Below are 20,766 nucleotides of genomic sequence, written 5' to 3'. Positions count from 1 at the left end.
TATCACTAGCAAATGGAAGGATGCAAGATGAGACAATCAACCTACCTGAAAATGGGTCTGAACATGCTAGTACACAGTAAGCTCCGAAGTTGGCTGACCATTATCGGGATAGTTATAGGGATCGGATCTGTTGTCGGCATCCTCTCCCTCGGGGACGCTATGCAAGAGCAGGTTCAGAGCAGGCTTTCCGAGATGGATCTGACAAAAATTACAATAAGCCCTGGTTATACCAAAGCATCCTCGAATATGCCTGGGCCCGGAGGAATGGGAGGTACGACAACAGATGTTGAATTAACTGATACTGATATTGCGGCACTTCAAGGGTTGAATAATATATCATATATAGAAGGTGAGATTAGCGGCAGTGTGCCAGTGATATATGCAGCGCAAAACGCAACCCTTTCAATCACAGGTGTAGACCCACAGGTCTGGCAATATATGACCACTTTAACGACACAGTCCGGAAGATTGCTTGAGCCATCTGACAAGTATGTCGCAGTCATCGGAAGTGGCGTTGCAAGTGGAATTTATGATCAGGACGTCGGAGTTAACCAGGTAATAACTATAAATGGTAAAGCAGTGCGTGTTGTTGGGATTCTGTCAGAAGAAGGTGAAGGTGACAGAAGTATCTACATGCCTATCGATGGAGCAGTAACCCTGATCGATGATGCAGAAAATGGTGTTTATGATTCCATTTCTATAAAAGCTAAGAACGAAGATGCAGTAGACAGCCTGACAGAAGATATTGTGGATAAGCTCATGATCTCAAGGCACATTGTCAGTGATGATGATAGAGACTTTTCGGTTTCAGCTTCTAAATCTATGGCAGAGTCTGTAACTGAAATGACGAGTTCAATGACGCTTTTCCTTAGTGCCATTGCAGCTGTGTCACTGCTTGTGGGAGCTGTCGGGATTGCCAATACCATGTTTACCTCTGTCCTTGAAAAGACAAAGGAAATAGGGACTATGAAAGCCATTGGGGCAAAAAACAGGGATATCCTCATGATTTTCCTCTTTAATTCCGCAATGGTGGGTCTTGTTGGCGGTATCCTTGGAGATATTCTTGGAGCTTGTGTCTCAACTCTCTTCCCTATGCTGGGTTTGCAGATGATGGGAGGAGGAGGGAGTTCAAGCATATACTTTGCTCCTGACCTAATGGCTATGGGGCTTGTCCTGGCAGTTTTAATCGGTGTGATCTCAGGAGTAGTCCCTGCATACAGGGCTTCAAAGTTAAAACCAGTAGATGCACTGAGATATGAATAAACGGAAAATAAATTAAATGGAATAGAAAGGAAATGGAATAAAAAGGAAATGGAAAAGAGGGTCAATTTCCTTTCTTAATTCCCTATTTTTTGGTATCGAGATTTTGTGAAAACTAATTTTACTGCCTTGACCCTATTTGAAAACTGGCTTATTTTAAAAATGGATAACTGGAGAGAAAGCAGTTGAGTAAAAGGACCCAAATTTTGCTGTTATTGGGAGTTATATTAGTGATCATAGGTGCACTCCTAAAAATTGCCATAAATCCGTTTTTTTGGGGTACCTGGACTGTAACTGCATTATTCGTGATTTTGCTTTTCAGAATAGATCCTCTAAATCCAGGAGGTAAAGATTGAATGAAATCTTGAGTAACCCTGGACATATAGTTAATTTTTACGGGTAAAGCAGGCTTTGTGTGTTTTTTAGTATCGTGTGTTTTTAGTATCGTGTGTTTTTAGTATCGTGTGTTTTTAGTATCGTGTGTTTTTTACTATAATTTCATCATTTAGCATTGTACTAATTCCGGAAGATTGCTTTAACTGGTTGATAAATTTGTAAATTGATATCTTTAATTTGGTTTCTTAAGCAACTGAAATATGTTTTTGTAATCTATGAAAATTGGATTAATTTCTATATTATGCTATATGCACAAATGTAAAATTTTATTGATTTTATTCATTGTTTTTTGTGAGACAATATCACTTAAACCACCATTATCTAAGGCTAAAGATATTGTTTTTCATGTTCTTTTTATATCGTTTACAATTAGTCTAAATTACTGCAAACTCTTCAAAAATACTAGCTTTATTGTTTATTCTTGTTTAGATATTTTATCTAAAAAGTAATTATTTATCGTTTTAATTTCGTCTCATACGAAACTATTATATACTCATAAACCTATTAAGCCTCTGATAGTGTCATATGGAACGATTTAACGCATATATTTGATATTCGTACAAAACGTCCAGACTCATAAAAAGTGAAATACGGGCTATACAAGATCAAAAAATAAACTCTTCCAGGCAATAAATCTGTTTTATATGCAACTATCACTTCAATATCTTCAATTTCGACACCAATCACTCAGTTCCTAAAATGTGAAGGATAAATTTATGGAAAATTTTAGAGAAATTAACTTAAAGGAAATAGACCCTAGAGACATATTAGGTCCAATTGCCCACACCTACCGGAGCAATCTGGCATACATGGCAAAGGAACTCGAAGCTTACAGGGTCGGAAGCGGACAGTTTGAGTTTTTACTGTTTTTGTACCACAAAGATGGAGTCTCACAGGAAACCATTGCAAAAACCCTGAAATTGAGCAAAGCAACAATTGCCAGAGCGATCCATAATCTGGAAAAAGAAGGTTATGTTTACAGAGAAAGGGACGAAAAAGACCTTCGAGCTTACAAGGTTTACCTGACTGATAAAGGCAAGGAAATGAGATCTATAATTTTTAAAAAGCAGGCTTCTTTTATGGATCTTCTCTTTTCGGATTTTACCTTTGAAGAAAAAAAAATTTTCAGGCTACTCATTCATAAATCTGTGATTAAACTTTTTGAGCCTGGGGTCGAGCCTCCATCGGACAGACCTGATGGCATGAAATAAAAAACGGTAGAGATGAAAAATATGGATGAAAAAAGCGAGTTTCTTGGTAAAGATAACATAAGAAAGCTTCTGTTTAAGCTTTCAATTCCTATAGTCATCGGATTGCTTGTGCAGGCTATCTATAATGTTGTGGACACTTTTTATGTAGGAATGGTCTATGGAGCAGACAGTGTCCAGGCTATAGGCGGGCTTTCTATAGCTTTTCCAATTCAGATGATAATTATGGCTTTTGGGATTGTGCTCGGGACAGGTGGTTCTTCCATAATCTCGCGTGCCCTTGGAGCCCAGGAAAATGAAAAAGCCGAAAGAGTTCTTGGAAATGTTTTTTCCCTGAGTTTAATATTAAGTGTGCTTATAGCCGTTCCCTGCCTTTATTATCTTGATCCGATTTTGAAGGTTTTTGGAGCAACTCCTGGAGTTCTTCCTTATGCCAGAGAATATCTTAAATATATAATACTGGGAGGAACTGTCTTTGTCTTTGGAGTGGCTACTCAGAATATTGTCCGGTCTGAAGGAAATGCCCGTCTTGCAATGAATGCTATGCTTGTAGGAGGCGGCCTCAATATTTTCCTTGACCCCGTTTTCATGTTTGGTTTCGGGATGGGTGTTGAAGGCGCTGCAATTGCAACCGTAATTTCACAGACCGTAGCTTCGATCTGGCTCCTGCTATACTATATTAAAGGAAAAGGGGCTGTTCATTTCAGGTCAGAAACCTTGAAACCCGATTTGGAAATTATTAAGGAAATTGGAGCCATTGGTACCGGGTCTTTTGTGATGGAAAGCGCGAACAGCATCATGATGATTTTCGTGTATAATGCACTTGCAACTTACGGAGGAGACGTTGCAATTGCCGTTTATGGTGTGGTAATGAAGATTAATTCTTTCATTTTCATGACCCTTCTGGGTATGGCTTTTGGGCTGCAACCGGTTGTTGGGTTCAATTACGGAGCAAAAAAATATGAAAGAATAGTCGAAGCTGTGAAATTATCGCTCGCAGCGACAACGACCATTGGGCTTCTTGGATTAGTTATTATTTACTTCTTAAAAGAACAACTTCTCGGGTTATTCAGTACAGATCCGGAATATCTGGAGCTTGGGAAAAACGCTATAATGGTTATGTTGCTCGGAACGCCTTTGATAGGTATGAATGTAATTACTTCAACCCTTTATCAGGCCCTGGGAAAAGCAAAACCCGCTTTCCTTCTTTCCATTAGCCGACAGCTCCTCTTTCTAATCCCTGCTGTTGTTCTCCTCCCCCGTTTATATCAGCTGGAGGGAGTCTGGGCGGCTTTTCCGGTGTCGGACTTTCTGGCATTTATGCTGTCCGGGTTTCTGCTTCTAAAGGGATACAGGATCTTCAAAGAAAGTAAATATTCTTCAAAAAAAGGCGCAGGGTCAGAAACTGCAGATAAAATGTCACCTATCTGATATTTCATTGCGGAACTAAGGTTGGAAATTAAATCGAAAAGAAAGAAAGAGTTCTCAACCCTTTCTTAATTAACCTTTTCCTCTTGACCTTTTCTTCGTAACCTTTTCTTCGTAACTTTTTCTTCGTAACTTTTTCTTCGTAACCTTTTCTTCGTAATTATTTCTTCGTAATTATTTCTTCGTAACCTTTTCTTCGTAATTATTTCTTCGTAATCTTTTCTTAACTTCATGCTTTATTGGAATCTGTAGCTTTCGTGTTTTTCTCTTCTGTAAATTTGATTAGTCTCACAAACTCACTGCTGCCCTCAGAATCCATTTCCATTTCTACAAAATAAATATAATCCGAGATTTCAGATAGCCCTCCTGCTCCGCTACTGCCTACGATCAGCGAATAGACCTTTGCGTTATACTTCTTTTTTGCTTCTTCCCAGCGGGCCAGGACCAGTTCGTCAGAAACTTCGGACTTGCCATCGGTTATAAAGAGCAGGTCTGCACCCTGAAAATCCTTTTCTTTCAGGGACTTAAGGCCTGAAGCAAGGGCGGTATTGAAGTCAGTTCCTCCGCCGAAAGTATAAAGAAGGAAATTCAGGAACTTTTCTGACATTTTTTTCCTGCTGCTGAGTTCGATTTCCAGGTGCTGGCTTGTCGAGGCAAAAAGGATAACTTTCATGTCCCTCTGCTGAGAAAGCATCCTTTTTGCCATTGCCAGCACAGCAGACTTAGCTAAAGTTTGGGGAGCTCCGTGCATCGACCCGGAGGTATCCACAAGCACGATCATCGGGCCTCTGGGTTTTATGCGGGGAGGGCCTGTGTAGTGCTTTCCGAGGAGCTGGTAGCTCAGGAGTTTTCCTTCAAGCATGTCCGCATAGAACTTCTTTTTCAGGGAGGGATTCAGGAGTTTTGCGGCTTCCATGGGCAGCAGGTTATTGATAGAGTCGGAAAAGCGCACGGTCTGAATCCGATTTTTTCCAAAAGGTGAAAGGCGTATGCGGTCCGAGGGCGGGTCAAATTCCCGCCTGCCTATGAAATCTATGATTTTTTTCAGGTCAGGGCTTTTTTCAAAGAAAGCCGAATAGTTTTTAAGCATTTTAAGCTGCACATAGAATGGCTCTTTTTTAAGCTCTTTTACGGAATAACTCCAGTTACGCTGGGGAAAAAGCAGGGCAAGAGTATCAAATAGCTCCAGGTTTTCTTCCATTTCCGTAACGAATTCGTTCATTCTCCGGTATAGTCCTTCCATAACTCTTTCCAGAAACTCCTGGTACCCGCCTTTCTGCATGAATGCCAGAACAGCATCGACAAGGGCAAATTCTCCGGAATTTCTAATTGCCCAGTCTTTCCTGCCTGAAAACTCTGTAGATCCCGAATTCCCCCACATGAGGAGGGTTTCTTTAAGGATTTCTTCAAATTGCCTCAGGATCTCAGCCATTCCGGCATCAAGTTCCTTAAGATATCCTGCACCTGAAATACTGTTTGATTCTGAAAAGCGTTCCAGGATTTCATAAATAAGAGGCAGGAGGATTTTCAAGCCTGCAATTCCGGCTCCTCTGCTTTTTTTTGCAATTTTTCGGAGTTTAGGCCAGGGTTTTGAGTTTCTCAGAGTAAGAAGGATTGGGTAAAAAGCTCCGAAAGTCTCAATAAACCTTTCAGGATCCTTTATCTCATAAGGCTGGCCAAAGAGGACCTCAAGGGTTATGATTTCAGCTATTTTTTCTCGCATTGGGCGGGGGATAGTTCGAGGAAAGGCTATTGTGCTCCTAAGATCCCGTTCCAGCACGGTCACAGTCTGATTCTGGAGCAGAAGCAAATCCCGCAAGCCTTTGTTTCCTGAGGCTTTATTTTCTGAAAAGGAGTAAGTTTCATATGAGGCTGCAACTGGATTATTTGGGAAATCCTTAGAGCCTTCCATATCAAAACCTCATTTAGATTGTCTGATTTTAGGTTTTCTTGTTTAAAGATACCTGTTTTTAAGCTATCTGGTCCGGGTTTTTTATCTGAATTTGAACCGGGAGCCAATCCCTTTCATAAAACTATTGACACCGCTGCCCGAATCAGGCACGGAAATTTTTTCCATTTCTCTTTTTCCTGCTTCTTTTGCAGGCTGAAGTTCAGATTGGGGTTCAGGTTGTGCTTGCTTGCTATGAATTCCGAGCATTAACCGGCTTTTTGAGATAAGATCATTGAGCTCGGATAGTTCAGTACTTCGGGTATCATGAAGGAGCAGAGATTCGTTTCTATCAAGCGTCGAGAGCCAGATATTTGCATCCATCAGGTTTTTGAGAAGTTCCCGCTCTGCTTCAAGCCTGTGTTTTACACGTTCCACACGATCGGACAGAGCTTTCAATTCAGTTTCAAAAACTTCTTTCTGGGCCTGGGGCAGTGTGTTCGTTTTTCCAGCGGCTTCCTGGAGCGAATCAATTTCTTTCACAAGATTGTCATAGGGATAGATCCTTGAAGGCCCTTCCATTTTAAGAGTATAGCTGTGATTCGGGTGGGAAATATGGTGGGTTTCGATTTCCTGTCTCAGCCGGAATTCTTCTCCGCAACTGTCGCAGATGATTTTTACCGGAAGTTCGTTTTTCAGGGCGATGCTTACCGCAGCCTGAAGGTCTTCGGCTTCCTGGCGAAGTTTTTCCGTGCTAATTCCACCTGAAATTACGAATTCAAAGACGATTTTTCTTATGGTTTCCCGCTCTTCGGGCAAATTCCAGAGCATATGCTGAAGCAGGAGCACCATTGTCCTGTCCACGGTCGGACATCCGCTGCTGCAGGCTGCAACCTTCAAGACCTGAATAACTTTTTTCCAGCGCCGGTCCGAGATTTCAATTTCCTGGAGCTGAAGGCTCTTTCTAAGTTCAGTTATAATGACCTCAACGTCAGGGTCAACAGGCATATCCTTTGCACGTGCTCGGAGTTCGTATATTGCGGAAACCCTGAGGCTTGCAGCAGGTTCGAATTCGTCAGGGCTCCTGAAAAGGAGGTCCCGGAAATTCTCATCGTCCTGAATGTAGGAGAGCCTGTACCTGAATAAAAAGCGGTCATAAAGGGCTTCAAGGCTCTCATTTTCGTCAGGAAGCTCATTGGATGCCCCAAAAACCGAAAGCAGAGGCACGTCTACAAGTTCTCTACCGTTATGGTATTTGTGCTCATTGAGGATTGTCAGGAGGCTGTTAAGGATCGCACTGCTTGCTTTGAAAATCTCGTCCAGCAAGGCAATATGCGCAGTTGGGAGGCAGCCATCGATTTTCCGGCGGAACTCGTCTTCTTCCAGGGCTTTTAAGGAGAGTGGGCCAAATAGCTCTTCAGGGGTGGAAAAACTCGTCAGGAGATAATTGAAGAAATTTCCGTTTTCGATTGACTGGCAGATATTTTTTGCAAGCTGGGTTTTTGCCGTTCCAGGCGGCCCGAGAAAAAGGAGGTTTTCCCCGGACAGCACAGCAAGAAGAGAGCCATTGATCTCGGTTTCTCGTTCTTTAAAATAGGCCATAAATGCGGATTTGATCTCAATAAGCTTTTCTTTCAGGGCCAGACCTCCAGGTAAAGGATGATATTGGGGTAGATCAGGATAAAATCAATTTGCAGCCAGGTTTTAAGTCTTTAGTCTGATTCTATTTTAAACCTTTTAATTGTATTTGGCCTTCTGAAAAATTAGTTTCTAGAAATATAACTTCTTATTTTGTGTTTTAAAAGATTTCTGCATCTTTTTCTTCCAATTGACTCTTTCTTAACGAGTTTTTTGAGTTCAGAGGAACATAAAATTAGATTTTTCACAAAACAAAGAATCAGTTTTGTACCTTATACATTTTTTGTGTGTATGTAAACCGTGAAGCTTAAATATGTTCACGATATTGTTGATTTATCAACTATTGATTTTTCAATTATTTAATTTTGTATAATTGAAAAATCAATATTATTATAATTCATTATATTCGGAAATTACTCCCTGAGAATATGCTTTTGATTGCAAAATCAGGTGTAAAAAGGAACAGTGAATAAAATGGATGAAGCAACCCTGAAGAAAATAATTCTTCTGATGATGGAAAGAGATGCTCTTGACAATTTTATTTTTGAACAAACTTTTCAGAAGAAAATCATTAGCAAATTCAAAAATCTAAGCAAGAATCAGCCCGTGGTAATCAAGATCATAGGTATGGAAGGTGAAATCATGCCCTCAACCATAGGAAGGTATACAGGTATGGATAAAAGTAGCCTCACTCGAATGGTTGATGATCTGGAGAAAAAAGGGTTGGTATTTCGAAAAACTGACCCTGAAGACCGAAGGAAAGTGCTTGTTTCTCTGACTGAAAAGGGATTAGAGTGTTATAATTATTCTAACCAGATCGTCGATGAGCTGCTTAAGCTTGTAGATGAAAAGGATATAGAGGACTATGTTCTGAGTCTCGAGATAATGGTGAGGATTTTAAGAAAGGCGGTTAGTCAACAAATTAAATAAATCTAATTATAAGGTCGATGAAAGGAGGAGGAGGTAGTGACTCGTAAAATTATAGAAAATCTTCAAAAGCTGGGTTTTACCAGAAATGAAGCTAAAATCTACGCAGTACTTGTCTGCCTTAAGCAAGCGCGAGCCAGTGAAATTGCAGAAAGTTCCGGAGTCCCCAGATCTAAAGTTTATGGAACGCTCAGAGGAATGGAGAAGAAGGGGTATGTCCGGATAATCGAGGGTGAACCAACACTTTTTTGCTGCGTAGAGCCTGAAGAGCTCATTTTCAGGATAAGGACTGACTTTATGCTTTCTCTAAGCGAGACTGCAAATGAACTTAACGCCTTGAGTCCTGCAACCAATGGATTTTCAGTGGGAAGTTTTCGCAAATTAAAAGTACGGGTCTAAGAAATATAAGCAGGAAAATGTATGAGACTTTAAAAAAGATTTAATGTAACCTGAGGTATTATTTAATTTAACCTGTTTTTAATTATTATAAAATTGACACTATATTCCAGAATTACAGGTACTGGTTTAATTCTAAGTTCTCCAATCTTGTGAACTACCTCTCCCTTAATTCTTCGCCTTTTGGGTCAGTTTTAAGGGAGCAGCTTTCCTGGTTCATTCCTTTCTCTTTTGAGAACAAGTCCCCAGACCCTTCCCCGCGTTCCGCAGGTGTAAGAAAACAATATAAAATCTATAAGCGGGATATATTTGAGAGCTATTACGCTTCCGGCTTTCCCTGGCTTAACGTTCCCAATCCATTTGGGTATTCCTTACACTGTTCTGGAGCAGCTTTCCTGGTTCTCTAATCGCCTTGCATTGACAGTATGGTATATATAATAGTGGTTGAATGGCATGGTGGGATGAGATAACTAAATTTACAGATAACGAAAATTGGTACAGATGATGCTGAGATAGTGCTGTATCCACCCTTAAAACATGTGGAATTTTATATTTAACTCTCATACAATTTGTAATTTTACATAACTCGGCACATTGCCTGAAAGTTTACTTTAAACATTTGAGAACGGGCAGGTAACCCGAAGCATTCCTGAATTTTTCTGAATCATTTTGAGGCTTTTGCGAGTTTTCTTTCACATCCTTTTCCTCTAACCTGCACCGCGAAAGAACGATATCAATGCTTTTTTCCAGATCTTTTTCATCAAAAGGTTTCACAATACATCCAGACCCCACATTCCAGATCTGTTCGAGAAGCTGGCGGTCCGAACAGGCAGTAAGGTAAACAACTGGAATACCGAACCTGGTAATTATCTCCTTTGATGCTTCTATACCATTCAGGTTACCTTTTAACATAATATCCATAAGCACAAGATCAGGTCGGGTGCTTTCAGCTTTGCTAATAGCTTCCTCTCCGGATGAAACTACACCCGTAACAATATGTCCCAGATTCTTCAGCATTATCCGTATTCCCATTGCAACGATATGATCGTCCTCAACAACCAGAATTCTTCCTTCTACCATATTACTGTTACACCTTTATTCAGCTTCGGAGAACTGGGTTTGAAACAGGTCTCCTAACTATTTAAGGCTTAAATCCTCCAATCTGTCAATGAAATTATAGGCCGGAACAGAAGCATTCAAACACATTCGATCTCTAAGTTATGAAAGCAATTCAAAAATTTCAATAATTGTGATTGCAATAATTACGATTTCAATACTTATAATTTTAGTAATTGTGATTTTACTAATTATGATTTTAATAATTATGATTTCAATAATTGTGATTTTACTAATTACGATTTTACTAATTACAATTTTACTAATCACAATTTTACTAATTACAATTTTAATAATTACGATTTTAATAATTACGATTTCAATAATTATTCACAAACCTGGGAAAGAAGGCAAACTTCTCTATTGCTTCCTGCATTGAATCCTATATAAATTAAGGTATATAACCCACCCCGTATGGTACTTACAAAAGAATAGGAACTTTAAGCTGGCCCTGTCCATGTCGAAGGGGAAGAACTTTGTCCGGGGGCAAGGGATATTTTGATCCAATTAAAAATTTCAATAGTACTGTCTGGCAAAATTCAAAGAGATCTCGGGAAAAAGGTGCCGGAAGAATATGAGGGCGCCTTCGTCTTTAAAGAAAAAGAAGTAAACTTTGGCGGTCCGGAAGATTTCAGGATTTCTTAAATAACCCGGGAAAACAGTTTTCTGCCAGATACGAGTTTTTTCCTGGGCATCTGGCTTTCTTATTTCTTTGCTGTTGGCCATTCAAGCTGTTTTTTCATTCTGTATTCTCTTTCCCGGAATATCTTTCGTTCTGCTCTATCTCGTCCTGAATTATTCCGTTTTTTCTTTTTCCTTCCTGTGCCTGTGCAGGGCTATCTCAATGCTGCTGTGCAGATCTTTCTCATCAAAAGGTTTTACTATATAACCGAAAGGTTCAGTTTTCTTAGCCCTTTCAAGAATCTTATTATCAGAATAAGCAGTCAGGTAAACAACCGGTACATCAAACCTTTCCCTGATTTCACTTGCAGCTTCTACGCCGTCCATATTACCTTTTAACATGATATCCATGAGCACGACATCAGGGAAAGTGCTCTCAGCTTTGCTAATGGCATCCTCTCCGGATGAGGCTACACCGGTAACCGTGTACCCCAAACTCTTTACCATTTTTTTTATTCCCATTGCAACGATATGCTCGTCCTCAACGATTAGGATTCTTCCTTCCGCCTTTTTTCTTTCTTCTGCCATTTTTCTTCCTTCCGACAATCACACTATTTAGAATTCATCTCCTTAAAAAAACTAATTTCGAAACCTGTTCCCCTGCTCCGGTCGAGTCTAATATCCCCTTCAATCTGATCTACAAGCGTTGTTACCAGTTGCAGTCCCAGGGACGTTGTATTCCGGAAGTCCAGTTTCTCAGGGAATCCCCTGCCGTTATCTCTAACTATAAGGGTTAACTTCTCCTCCCTGTCCCCTGTTGCGCCGTTAAGGCCAGTCTGTTCATTATTCTGCGGCATGACTTTTGTATTTCCGGAGTTATCATAATTCTTTTCCTGCAAGGTAGAGTTTTCTCTATTTCTGTGCAACTCAATATATATCTCTCCTTCTTTCTCTCCGGCAAAAGCATGTTTCAGGGAATTCGAGACCAGCTCATTGACAATTATTCCCAGGGGAACAGCCGTATCCATTCCCAGAAAAACCTTTTCGACATCCAGCTTCAAACTCACTTTCCTGCTGTCCAGGGAGTAGGACTGGAACAGATAATCTACAAGATTCTTAATATAATCCGCAAAGTCCACACTTACCATATCCTCGGACTGGTACAGTTTTTCGTGGACAAGAGCCATTGATTTGACCCTGTTCTGGCTGTCCCTGAAAGCCTCGATCACATCCCTGTCCGTAAAATTTCCGGACTCAAGATATAAAAGCATGGAAATCACCTGCAAATTATTCTTGATGCGGTGATGGATTTCTTTTTTGCGAATTTCCTCCATCTGGAGAAGTGCATCCTCGGCTTTTTTATGCTCGGTTATGTCCAGAATAATGCCCTGAAGATGGACTTCGCCGTCCTTGCTGCGCTGGATAACTGTCCTTTCGTCAACCCAGCGGACCTCCCCGGATTTTGTGAGAATCCGATATTCTGAGGTATAGTCCGTGCAGCCGGCTTCAACGTTCATCTCAAGTTCGGCAGCCATCTTTTCCAGGTCTTCGGGATGCACAATATCTCCATAAAGAAGCTTGTTCGAGGTAAAATCCTCCACCTCATAACCCAGCCTGGTAATATTTTCCGAAACAAACTCTGCAGGCCACATGGGTTCATACTTCCACAGAAACACAATTACAGGACTTGTATTGACAACTCTTTCCAGCTCTTCCTTAAGCTGGTTGGAACGCTCAAGTTCTTTTGCATAGTCCAGAAGGGCTTTTTCCGCTTCTCTTCTCTGGGTTGTAATCATATCAAGAGCCTGGCGGGTTTCTTCGATCCCATCAGTAAGTAGCTTGAAATCTCCCTTCCCGTGGATACTGATGGGTCGCTTAAAATCATTCTGCTGGAATGCAGTAAGGACTGCATTTGAATCATCGATAATACTGTTCAATGTTTCGGAGAATTTATCAAGTGTATTTCCGAGTTCTCTGAACTCTCCCTGCACATCTAAATTGACTCTTTCTTTTAATTCTCCTTCTGCAAGAGCATTGGTCACTCTTATACTTTCTCTGACTGGAACAATTACAGCTTTAAGAATTTCATTCAGGCCCATAGGGATTTCCCTGAAGTCTCTCTCCACATCCGTATCTGCCCTGACATCAAGCTTTCCTTTAACTGCGTCCTGTGCGATACTCTTGAAATCCTGAACAATTTCATCTATCGGCTTTGTGATAGAAAGGGCAATCATATAAGAAAGGGCAGCCATGAAGAGAATTGAAATCGCAGAAATAACCAGAAGCCTGTTCCGAAGATCAACAACACCTGCAAGCATTTCTTCTTTTGGAATTACAAGCACAAAGGCGAGATCACCGGTTCGCACAGGCTCGTAGAACATTACAACAGGTTTGCCTGTAGTAGAGTCCACGGTCTCAATATATCCGCCAGTTCCATTTTTTATGTCATATGCGGCTCTGGCTATTTCTTTCGAATTAAAATCATAAAGACTCTTTTTCCCGATCCATTCCTTGTGTGTAGGGTAAGAGAGCAGGACACCTGTGTTACTTACCATGAAGGCATATCCCGTATCAAATGCCTTGACCTTACTCACCACCTCGTCCATATATTTCAGAGGGACATCCGCTCCCGCTATCCCCACGAACTTTCCATCCTTGAAAATCGGGGAAACATGGCTGACCATGAATATGCCTTCATAAAAGTAAGGTTCTGTCAGGACATCTTCTCCTCTGGCTTTGGGAAGTTGGTAATAATCAGAAGAATCATAATGAAGAAGAGGCACTACCGTAAGATTGCCGTTAATCTTGTTACAATAGGGGACAAACCTGCCTGTTGCATCGTGTCTTGGGGCGTTAATATATTCTGCATCTTTGCCATCAAAAGCGTTTGGCTCGTATCCCACATAAACCCCAATCAGATTCGGATTTTTTTCAAGGATATTCTTAAGGATGTCAATTACCTCAGTCCTGTTGGAAGCCTTGTAATTTTCCATTGTAAGGGCAACCGTATTTGCAACTGCGCTGTTAGCTTTCATGTCGGCGTCGAACTGGTTTGCATAACTGCTTGCCATTTCGATTGATTTCTGATAAGCCAGCTTTTCTTCCTGAGAAGTGACCGTGCTGATGATTACAGCCGTAGAGACTGCAAGAACAAGAAAAACCCCGACAACAATATAGATAACTAGCTTTGATTTCAGGGGGAAATTATTAAATCTCATAGTCAAAACTCCAGCCAGTTATTAAAGAAAGGTGAAAGGCCTGTTTCTGTCTTGCCTGTAAAGACCAGGCATGCTTCAGATTTCGATTACTTTTTGAGACAATTCATTATAATGCATGAAAAGCTCCCTTCCCCAGCGAAGAGCGCTTGCATCGAAACTCATCACTTTTCTGTGGTCGTATTTTCCCTGCTTGTCGAAGAGGCAGATATACATGAATTTTTCAGTAACAGCAATTGTCGGAAGCTTCAGGTTTTCCTCGCAGACTTTAACAACCGTATTCTCGGAGTCGAGCAGGGTTTCCAGCTCGTCTCTACAGTCATTTTTTAGCCTATCAAATACGGATTTTGTAAGCACGATTTCCATTTCGGCTCCGCTTTTTGCAAGCCTGGAATAAAGCGACGAATAAAGAGGATGATAATAAGAAAGCGAACTCATGATGCATCTGGATTTTATAAGATTTTCAGTAAATTCCCTTGGAAGGTCAAAAAGATGGTTAAGATCGGGTTCGATTACCATGCACTCCCCCAGTTCTCCAAGCCGCATAAATTGCTCCTGGGGTATGACACTTGTGTCTCGGCTTGTCCAGTATTCCTTGTTTTCTTCGAGGACTTCAAGTGTATTCAGGAGAGGGAGCATGTTTCCTACGACAAGTTTTCCAATCTCCGAGAGCATATAGGTGTTCTCGTTCTGAAGGACCAGGCCCTGTTTTTTAAGGATTTTAATCTGAGGCATCATCGCCTTTGAGGTCACATTGAGAGAGGTTTTTATTTGCTCAATGTCCCTGGGACCTTCCATAAGCAGTAGAAGGAGATTTTTTCTTTTTTCAGAAAGCCAGATAGTATCACACAAAGATGAGCTCATTGTTAATTCATATTTATAGAAAGTACTTTTATTAAAAGATTATGTTATATCCAATTTATATTTAAAAATTTTTGAGTTTGAACACATTCTGAATAAAATTTTGAAAGAGGTTCTAAAAGGATTCATGAGTCTTGATAAATTCGGTTGAAAATTTTAATGTCATTAAAAAATCACTCTACCTTAGGACCTGCATGTAGCTCTTTCTTTTTCCCGAAACTTTTGCAAGAGCAACGCGGATCGGGCTATATATTATTGAAACCATAGATAAGTCACTTGCCAGTTAACAAGAACAAATCCAACAAAAAAGAATTGCCTGAAAGAACAATGAATACTTCCGAAAGGGCAAGTAATAAATTAAAAATGGCGTTAAAAACGGGATAAGTGATCACGTAATAACCAAATATGGCAAGAAAAATCGGATAAAGTGACCACTAAAATAATTAAAAAATTATACGAAAAAACGGGATAAAATTACCACCAATAATAAAAACGGTGAAATAAAAAACGACATAAAAATGAACTAAAAATGGCACATTAAAAACGGATTAAAAGTACAAACATTAAAAAACGCTAGAAATTGTTTCATCCTTTTGAGATGAAATTACAGAGTACTGCTGGATTCATGCCGAATCTCTGTGAATATCTGGCTGAAACTCACGGTACTTCTAGAAAACTAAAAAAGAAAATTTCAGGCTTAACCGAAATTTTCTTTACTCCAAACTCCAGCAAATGCATTAAAAATGTACCAGAACTGTGGTATGTGGGAATGCCATAGCTTCTGGGTACCTCCGTATTGAATTTTTTCTCATTGGTCATCGGTTAAGGAACTTTTACTCTTATACAATTGATTTTGGAACACTACAACTATTTCTTAATATATTTGATCTCCATTGGTCATGGGTTAAAGAATTTTCTTGCCCGATAGCTGTCGATTTTGCGCCTGATAACTGTCGATTTTGCATTAGAAGCCGGCCTTAAATTTTTGCTTCTTTACATGAAATCAATATTTTGTTCCAGCTCATAATTTAGTAACATATTTAAAAAATGTTGAAAAAATTGACGCAATTTGTCACGATTCTTAACTTAATTGAAGACGCATGAAGCAAAGTTATAATCTCAGGACAACTTCCTTTAGCTAAATTATTCACTAATCGCTTCAGTATTTTGAAGGGTATGAGTGCATCTTTTTACGCAACTTCTTATTTTGTTTTCTACGATTTTAGTGTCTAATATGTACTCTTTGTTAATTCTAATTTTATTTAAAAAGATTCCCTGAGGGCTGTTTCCAATTTATTTCTGGCAATTTCTTTTTTTTCTCTAGCCGTAAAAGAGAACTTGTCCGTTCAAATCTTTTTTCTTTATAACTTGACATTATATATAGAACTGAAATTGTTATATAGAAAGGAGAACGATAAAGATTTAGAATCTTTGTTACCTACAAAAAGATATGCTTTAATATTTTTAAAGTGTAACTACTTGCAAAGATTATTTATAAACTACCGTGGGGGAGTCAGTATTAAGAGAAGGAGCAGGACTGATATCGCAGTAGATATTTTAAGAGTCGCAATGAACGGGGCCAAGAAAACTCATATTGTATATGAGGTAAATCTGAACTTCAATATCGCCCAGAAATACCTTGAAATGTTGAAAGAAAAAGAGCTTATCAGACATGAAAATGGGCTTTTCATCACTACTGACAAAGGAAAAGTCTTTCAGGAAATGGCTAAGGAACTCAAGCTCTAAAAGATTTTTATCTTTTTACTTTCTATTAAATTTTCCCATCTTTTTCTTATTTTCAATTTTTCATTTTTACTATCTTAAAATTACACTTGAAATCGACTTTTTCCGTGTCCATCTTTTTTCTTGAGTTACTCTTATTTGACTCAGCCCAAAGATCAGGTGAGGATAAGCGCCTGGTGAGTAATTCGAAATAGCATTTCTAAATTATAATGCGCCCTCATATAAATAAAAGCAGTTTGGAAACATATATACTATGGTGATTAAGGCACTTTTTTTAAATTGCACTCTGAAAAAATCGCCCCGGGTATCAAATACTCGCGCTCTTGTTGACAAGGCAGTAGCTATCTTCGATGAACTTGGTGTTGAAAGTGAAGTGATAAGGGTTGTGGATCATAACGTGGCTTTTGGGATTTCCTCAGATGAAGGAGGAGGCGATGAATGGCCCTTGATCCTTGAGAAGATAAAAGCCTGTAATATTCTTGTTATAGCAACTCCCATCTGGTTTGGAGTTCTCTCATCTGTGGCAAAGATGGTAATTGAGAGGCTGGATGGAACTTATATGGAAGGAGATCCCAAAACCGGTCAGTATCCTCTTTATGGAAAGGCTGCAGGAGTAATAGTTACAGGAAACGAGGATGGGGCACACGATGTCTGTTCAACTATACTCTTTAGCCTTACCCATCTGGGCTGCACTGTCCCTCCAAATGCAGACTGTTATTGGGTTGGTGATGCCGGGCCGGGTCCAAGTTACATAGAAGCCGGGGGAGATAAGCATCTCTATACAAATCGGACAGCCAGATATATGGTACACAATCTGGCATATTTTGCAAAGCTGCTCAAAGAAAACCCTATCCCTACCAATTTAAAGAAACTTGATGAGGAGGCAAAAAAGGTAAGCGACTGATGCTGACCTATCTGAGGGCGTTTGATCTTTTCACAAAGTCCTGAACACTTTTACTGCTAGATGGGGGTATTATTTGGTCGATAGCGATAAAACGACGATAAAATTGAAAGTTGCAGAAGCCGATCAATGGGATGTTGGAAAAGGCATTAACCGAATAGGCGATAGCTGAGGTCTTTTACACGGGCAAGGCAGGGCGCTCTTTAAATAATTTTTTGGAGGAACTTGACTCACTTGCACCCACTCGCAGGGTTTCTATAATGAGCTTCAGGTTACGGCAAGAGTCCTTAATCAGCATCTCTCAGAAATAGATGGGTTTGAAGAGCTCGGGGCTAAGTAGTAATTGGTGCAGCCAATCGCCCTGACGTTATTGATCCTGCACTTATCCTGCCAGGACGTTTTGATGAACTGATCTTTTTTCCGATCCCTTATAAAGGAGCTTGCAGGGAGATCTTCAAAGTCCATACCGAAAAATGGAGCCTGTAGAGGATATTGATATCGAAAAGCTCGTTTCTATGACCAATCAGTATACAGGTGCAGACATTGCAGCCTTATGTAAAAAAGCAAGAAGGTTTGTTCTGAAGGCTTGTTCTGCGTGAGGATCTTCACACAAAAAATGTTAAGCAGAAACACTTCCTTAAAGCAATAAAAGAAACTGGATCTTCAGTCACAACTTATTTAATTTTCTAAATACTATGTTTGCCTTATCTGTTTTTTAACTGAATATTTTTAACTTCCATTTTTTACCCAGTTATTTCATAGAGTTTTTTCGAGAAAACTCCTCTTAATTTAATATCACCTGTTATGTTGTGGATTTTTTCCGAGAATAATTCTCTGAATTTAATATCAACTATTTTTTAACTTCACAAATTATGTTAACCAATGATATTAAATATAATAATTACTATCGGTAATATACATGCAGCTTCCAACACCCGAAGATCTTAAAAAAAGAAGAAATGAACTCGGGCTTACCCAGAGCGATCTGGCTAAAAGGGCAGGAGTAAGTCAGCCCCTTATAGCTCGTATAGAATCGGGAGACGTAGATCCCAGGCTTTCGACTGTCAGGAAAATCCTTGACGCTTTTGAGGAAGTTGAAAAGGAACAGCAGATTATTATAATAGATCTTATGCATTCCCCTGTAATTCATGTTTCTCCAGGCGATTCTGTGGAAGAAGTAGTAAACTTGATGCAGAAGCATGGTTTTTCACAGGTCCCTGTACTTGATGGTGGCATTCCGGTTGGAAGTGTTTCCGAAGACATGATAGTGAAATTGATGGCCGAAAGTAAGAAAAAATCAATTTCCCAGATGAAAGTCTCTGAGATAATGGGAGAGGCCTTCCCAACAGTGTCTCCAGGTATCTCTATCTCAGTCGTGTCGCACATGCTGGAAGGAAATCCTGCCGTACTGGTCGTAGAAAAAGGGGCAGTTATCGGCGTTGTGACGAAACATGATGTAATGACGCTTCTCCAGGGCTGATTCGCAAAATCCGTTCTCCTTATAGAGCGGTATTCGGGATCAGGGTTTGAAAAGCACATAATTATATACTAGAATCCAATTAAACCTGATCTCTAACTCGGAATAATGCTTAACCATGCAAAATAACTTAACTGATATAGTCCTGTGACAAACTCCTTGAATAAGATGCTGCAGGGCCTTTTAAGTATACCGTATCACAACGATATTACTCTGAATTATTTCAAATTTGCAGTATTTTATTACTGTAAGTGTAATACAAACTCTTTAAACAGATATAAACGGAAATATTAAAACACTTTATAACTACAATCTAATATTATATTAACTCAAAAATAATTTGAATTAGATTTAAGGACAAATATTAAATTCTATTAAAAAATAAACTCGGATTAATTTAATCAAAAAATAAACTTGGATTAAATAAAAAAATAAACTTGGATTAAATAAAAAAATAAACTCAGATTAATTAAATCAAATATTAAAATTTAATTATATATTAAATTAAAGTAAATTTTTAAAAAATGTGGAGCATGATATATGGATCTGGAAGATAACCTTCTCATGATGCCTGGTTCCGTAACTGTTACACCGAGAGTCCTTAGAGCTGTGTCAAAACCGATGAGCAACCATCGAAGTGCGGAGTTTGCCGGAATCTGTACAGATTGCAGGGAAATTCTTTCCAGCGTTTTCCAGACAAATAATGATATTTTCGTGTTAAGCGATTCGGGAACGGCGGGACTGGAATATGCTGTCGGTTCTCTGGATGGGAGCGGAGACAAAGTTATTGCCATAGAAAACGGAAAGTTCGGAGAGCGTTTTAAAGATATTGTAGCTATTTATGCGGACGTTGTCCCAGTTGTATTCTATAAAGGCTCCCACAAGTGTTAATGGTGAGGATATAAAGAGGGATATGAAGGCAAGAAGAGTAATTATTGCAGGCGGGAAGGAACGTCTTAAAAACAAGATTTTCAGAATAGGCTGCATGGGTAATGCAACCGGAAGAGATGTGCTTTCGACCACCCCGCAGCTGGAGATCGTGCTGAATAAGCGTGGTTACATTGATCTCCTGGGAGCAGGTATAAAAGCTGCAACCAGGGTTCTTGACAGAGCCTGAAAAGGATAATTATGGATTTGATACAGGTAGAACAATATCTGCCAGCTCTTTTCAGGAAAACCCTTATAAGATTTTAACCGAAATTCCGATCGGATTTACATGCCCACAATAGGAATTGCAGATACCACATTCGCACGCTATAATATGGGACGTGCGGCAATTGATGAGATACAAAAAAATGTGTCTGTAAAAATCAAAAGAGTTACTGTGCCAGGGATAAAGGACCTTCCGGTCGCAGCCAAAAAACTTATTGAAGAAGAAGGGTGCGATATCGTTATGGCTCTTGGTATGCCTGGAGCTAAGGAACAGGACAAAATCTGTGCTCATGAAGCTTCTCAGGGCATTATTATGGCCCAGCTCATGACCAATACCCATATTATCGAGGTCTTTGTCCATGAAAATGAAGGAAAGGATGAAAAGGAACTTGCTTTCCTTATGGACAGAAGGACCCGAGAGCACGCTTTAAATGTAATCAAACTGCTCTTCAAGCCTGAAAAGCTAATTCGAGAAGCCGGTACCGGCCAAAGGCAAGGCTTTGAGGACGCAGGCCCATTATGAACGTGAATCAATTTAT

At 39.7% G+C, this 20,766-nt stretch carries 21 protein-coding genes; 15 read left to right on the top strand and 6 right to left on the bottom strand.

Annotation, left to right across the window (positions count from 1 at the left end; all coding sequences use genetic code 11):
- Nucleotides 1–27 precede the first annotated feature (27 nt).
- The 3 genes from FXW07_RS03480 (at nucleotide 28) to FXW07_RS03470 (ending at nucleotide 4,295) form a co-directional block, all read left to right on the top strand.
- The gene (locus FXW07_RS03480) at nucleotides 28–1,263 is read left to right on the top strand and encodes an ABC transporter permease (protein ID WP_229393764.1); all 1,236 of its coding nucleotides are present in this window, start codon (nucleotides 28–30) and stop codon (nucleotides 1,261–1,263) included.
- Nucleotides 1,264–2,372: 1,109 nt separating this feature from the next.
- Nucleotides 2,373–2,867, top strand: a complete 495-nt coding sequence (locus tag FXW07_RS03475) for a MarR family transcriptional regulator (RefSeq protein ID WP_229393763.1) — start codon at nucleotides 2,373–2,375, stop codon at nucleotides 2,865–2,867.
- 21 nt (nucleotides 2,868–2,888) lie between these two features.
- Complete coding sequence (locus FXW07_RS03470) at nucleotides 2,889–4,295, top strand: MATE family efflux transporter (protein WP_229393762.1); 1,407 nt, start codon at nucleotides 2,889–2,891, stop codon at nucleotides 4,293–4,295.
- Nucleotides 4,296–4,521: 226 nt separating this feature from the next.
- Here the strand turns inward: FXW07_RS03470 and FXW07_RS03465 are convergent, their stop codons facing one another.
- On the bottom strand, nucleotides 4,522–6,204 hold the full coding sequence (locus tag FXW07_RS03465) for a VWA domain-containing protein (RefSeq protein WP_229393761.1): 1,683 nt from the start codon (nucleotides 6,202–6,204) through the stop codon (nucleotides 4,522–4,524).
- Nucleotides 6,205–6,285: 81 nt separating this feature from the next.
- Nucleotides 6,286–7,797 (bottom strand): AAA family ATPase, encoded by a 1,512-nt coding sequence (locus tag FXW07_RS03460; protein ID WP_346655623.1) that lies wholly within the window; start codon nucleotides 7,795–7,797, stop codon nucleotides 6,286–6,288.
- Between the two features lie 495 nt (nucleotides 7,798–8,292).
- Between FXW07_RS03460 and FXW07_RS03455 the strand changes: the two genes are divergently transcribed.
- From FXW07_RS03455 to FXW07_RS03445, 3 genes are all read left to right on the top strand, one after another.
- Nucleotides 8,293–8,748, top strand: coding sequence for a MarR family transcriptional regulator (locus tag FXW07_RS03455; RefSeq protein WP_229393794.1), 456 nt, complete (start codon nucleotides 8,293–8,295; stop codon nucleotides 8,746–8,748).
- Between the two features lie 36 nt (nucleotides 8,749–8,784).
- The gene (locus FXW07_RS03450) at nucleotides 8,785–9,144 is read left to right on the top strand and encodes a helix-turn-helix domain-containing protein (protein ID WP_048119140.1); all 360 of its coding nucleotides are present in this window, start codon (nucleotides 8,785–8,787) and stop codon (nucleotides 9,142–9,144) included.
- 149 nt (nucleotides 9,145–9,293) lie between these two features.
- Nucleotides 9,294–9,548, top strand: coding sequence for a hypothetical protein (locus FXW07_RS03445; RefSeq protein ID WP_229393759.1), 255 nt, complete (start codon nucleotides 9,294–9,296; stop codon nucleotides 9,546–9,548).
- Nucleotides 9,549–9,747: 199 nt separating this feature from the next.
- Here FXW07_RS03445 and FXW07_RS03440 read toward each other — a convergent pair whose 3' ends face one another.
- Nucleotides 9,748–10,221, bottom strand: a complete 474-nt coding sequence (locus FXW07_RS03440) for a response regulator (RefSeq protein WP_229393758.1) — start codon at nucleotides 10,219–10,221, stop codon at nucleotides 9,748–9,750.
- 534 nt (nucleotides 10,222–10,755) lie between these two features.
- Here FXW07_RS03440 and FXW07_RS03435 point away from each other — a divergent pair.
- Nucleotides 10,756–10,902 carry a hypothetical protein gene (locus FXW07_RS03435; RefSeq protein WP_229393757.1) on the top strand — a complete coding sequence of 49 codons (147 nt, stop codon included), beginning with the start codon at nucleotides 10,756–10,758 and terminating at the stop codon, nucleotides 10,900–10,902.
- A gap of 150 nt (nucleotides 10,903–11,052) precedes the next feature.
- On the opposite strand, the gene FXW07_RS03430 is transcribed toward FXW07_RS03435, so the two are convergent.
- The 3 genes from FXW07_RS03430 to FXW07_RS03420 all read right to left on the bottom strand — a co-directional run bounded on the left by FXW07_RS03430 (nucleotide 11,053) and on the right by FXW07_RS03420 (nucleotide 14,957).
- Entirely contained in the window at nucleotides 11,053–11,466 is a 414-nt protein-coding gene (locus FXW07_RS03430) for a response regulator (protein WP_229393756.1), read from the bottom strand.
- A 23-nt stretch (nucleotides 11,467–11,489) separates the two neighbouring features.
- Nucleotides 11,490–14,096, bottom strand: a complete 2,607-nt coding sequence (locus FXW07_RS03425) for a histidine kinase dimerization/phosphoacceptor domain -containing protein (RefSeq protein ID WP_229393755.1) — start codon at nucleotides 14,094–14,096, stop codon at nucleotides 11,490–11,492.
- Nucleotides 14,097–14,171: 75 nt separating this feature from the next.
- On the bottom strand, nucleotides 14,172–14,957 hold the full coding sequence (locus tag FXW07_RS03420) for a winged helix-turn-helix domain-containing protein (RefSeq protein ID WP_229393754.1): 786 nt from the start codon (nucleotides 14,955–14,957) through the stop codon (nucleotides 14,172–14,174).
- A gap of 1,476 nt (nucleotides 14,958–16,433) precedes the next feature.
- On the opposite strand from FXW07_RS03420, the gene FXW07_RS03415 reads away from it, so the two are divergent.
- From FXW07_RS03415 to ribC, 8 genes are all read left to right on the top strand, one after another.
- Entirely contained in the window at nucleotides 16,434–16,700 is a 267-nt protein-coding gene (locus tag FXW07_RS03415) for a winged helix-turn-helix domain-containing protein (protein ID WP_229393753.1), read from the top strand.
- 250 nt (nucleotides 16,701–16,950) lie between these two features.
- Nucleotides 16,951–17,601 carry a flavodoxin family protein gene (locus FXW07_RS03410; RefSeq protein WP_048119157.1) on the top strand — a complete coding sequence of 217 codons (651 nt, stop codon included), beginning with the start codon at nucleotides 16,951–16,953 and terminating at the stop codon, nucleotides 17,599–17,601.
- A 339-nt stretch (nucleotides 17,602–17,940) separates the two neighbouring features.
- On the top strand, nucleotides 17,941–18,084 hold the full coding sequence (locus tag FXW07_RS19445; RefSeq protein WP_346655622.1) for a hypothetical protein: 144 nt from the start codon (nucleotides 17,941–17,943) through the stop codon (nucleotides 18,082–18,084).
- Nucleotides 18,039–18,197: a hypothetical protein gene (locus tag FXW07_RS03400; protein WP_229393795.1), complete on the top strand. Its 159-nt coding sequence runs from the start codon at nucleotides 18,039–18,041 to the stop codon at nucleotides 18,195–18,197. The genes FXW07_RS19445 and FXW07_RS03400 overlap by 46 nt, the downstream gene beginning before the upstream one ends.
- A 320-nt stretch (nucleotides 18,198–18,517) precedes the next feature.
- Nucleotides 18,518–19,078 (top strand): CBS domain-containing protein, encoded by a 561-nt coding sequence (locus FXW07_RS03395; RefSeq protein ID WP_048119163.1) that lies wholly within the window; start codon nucleotides 18,518–18,520, stop codon nucleotides 19,076–19,078.
- A gap of 537 nt (nucleotides 19,079–19,615) precedes the next feature.
- The gene (locus FXW07_RS19485) at nucleotides 19,616–19,966 is read left to right on the top strand and encodes a hypothetical protein (protein ID WP_346655617.1); all 351 of its coding nucleotides are present in this window, start codon (nucleotides 19,616–19,618) and stop codon (nucleotides 19,964–19,966) included.
- A gap of 22 nt (nucleotides 19,967–19,988) precedes the next feature.
- Nucleotides 19,989–20,192 (top strand): hypothetical protein, encoded by a 204-nt coding sequence (locus FXW07_RS19480; RefSeq protein WP_346655616.1) that lies wholly within the window; start codon nucleotides 19,989–19,991, stop codon nucleotides 20,190–20,192.
- A gap of 99 nt (nucleotides 20,193–20,291) precedes the next feature.
- The gene (gene ribC / locus FXW07_RS03385; RefSeq protein ID WP_048119173.1) at nucleotides 20,292–20,750 is read left to right on the top strand and encodes a riboflavin synthase; all 459 of its coding nucleotides are present in this window, start codon (nucleotides 20,292–20,294) and stop codon (nucleotides 20,748–20,750) included.
- The last annotated feature ends 16 nt before the right edge of the window (nucleotides 20,751–20,766 follow it).

The organism is Methanosarcina sp. DH1 (assembly GCF_020804205.1).
In the GTDB taxonomy this organism is placed as follows: domain Archaea; phylum Halobacteriota; class Methanosarcinia; order Methanosarcinales; family Methanosarcinaceae; genus Methanosarcina; species Methanosarcina vacuolata.
The sequence above is the reverse complement of the archived record's forward strand: the minus strand, read 5'-3'. Positions and strand labels throughout refer to the sequence as shown.

Bases quoted from the DNA above. Each gene is read 5' to 3' on its own strand.
- FXW07_RS19485 (WP_346655617.1), top strand. From the start codon at position 19,616: ATGGATCTGGAAGATAACCTTCTCATGATGCCTGGTTCCGTAACTGTT.
- FXW07_RS03395 (WP_048119163.1), top strand. From the start codon at position 18,518: ATGCAGCTTCCAACACCCGAAGATCTTAAAAAAAGAAGAAATGAACTC.
- ribC (WP_048119173.1), top strand. From the start codon at position 20,292: ATGCCCACAATAGGAATTGCAGATACCACATTCGCACGCTATAATATG.
- FXW07_RS03465 (WP_229393761.1), bottom strand. From the start codon at position 6,204: ATGGAAGGCTCTAAGGATTTCCCAAATAATCCAGTTGCAGCCTCATAT.
- FXW07_RS03410 (WP_048119157.1), top strand. From the start codon at position 16,951: ATGGTGATTAAGGCACTTTTTTTAAATTGCACTCTGAAAAAATCGCCC.
- FXW07_RS03425 (WP_229393755.1), bottom strand. From the start codon at position 14,096: ATGAGATTTAATAATTTCCCCCTGAAATCAAAGCTAGTTATCTATATT.
- FXW07_RS03470 (WP_229393762.1), top strand. From the start codon at position 2,889: ATGGATGAAAAAAGCGAGTTTCTTGGTAAAGATAACATAAGAAAGCTT.
- FXW07_RS03475 (WP_229393763.1), top strand. From the start codon at position 2,373: ATGGAAAATTTTAGAGAAATTAACTTAAAGGAAATAGACCCTAGAGAC.
- FXW07_RS19480 (WP_346655616.1), top strand. From the start codon at position 19,989: ATGAAGGCAAGAAGAGTAATTATTGCAGGCGGGAAGGAACGTCTTAAA.
- FXW07_RS03455 (WP_229393794.1), top strand. From the start codon at position 8,293: ATGGATGAAGCAACCCTGAAGAAAATAATTCTTCTGATGATGGAAAGA.
- FXW07_RS03480 (WP_229393764.1), top strand. From the start codon at position 28: ATGAGACAATCAACCTACCTGAAAATGGGTCTGAACATGCTAGTACAC.
- FXW07_RS03430 (WP_229393756.1), bottom strand. From the start codon at position 11,466: ATGGCAGAAGAAAGAAAAAAGGCGGAAGGAAGAATCCTAATCGTTGAG.
- FXW07_RS03440 (WP_229393758.1), bottom strand. From the start codon at position 10,221: ATGGTAGAAGGAAGAATTCTGGTTGTTGAGGACGATCATATCGTTGCA.
- FXW07_RS03420 (WP_229393754.1), bottom strand. From the start codon at position 14,957: ATGAGCTCATCTTTGTGTGATACTATCTGGCTTTCTGAAAAAAGAAAA.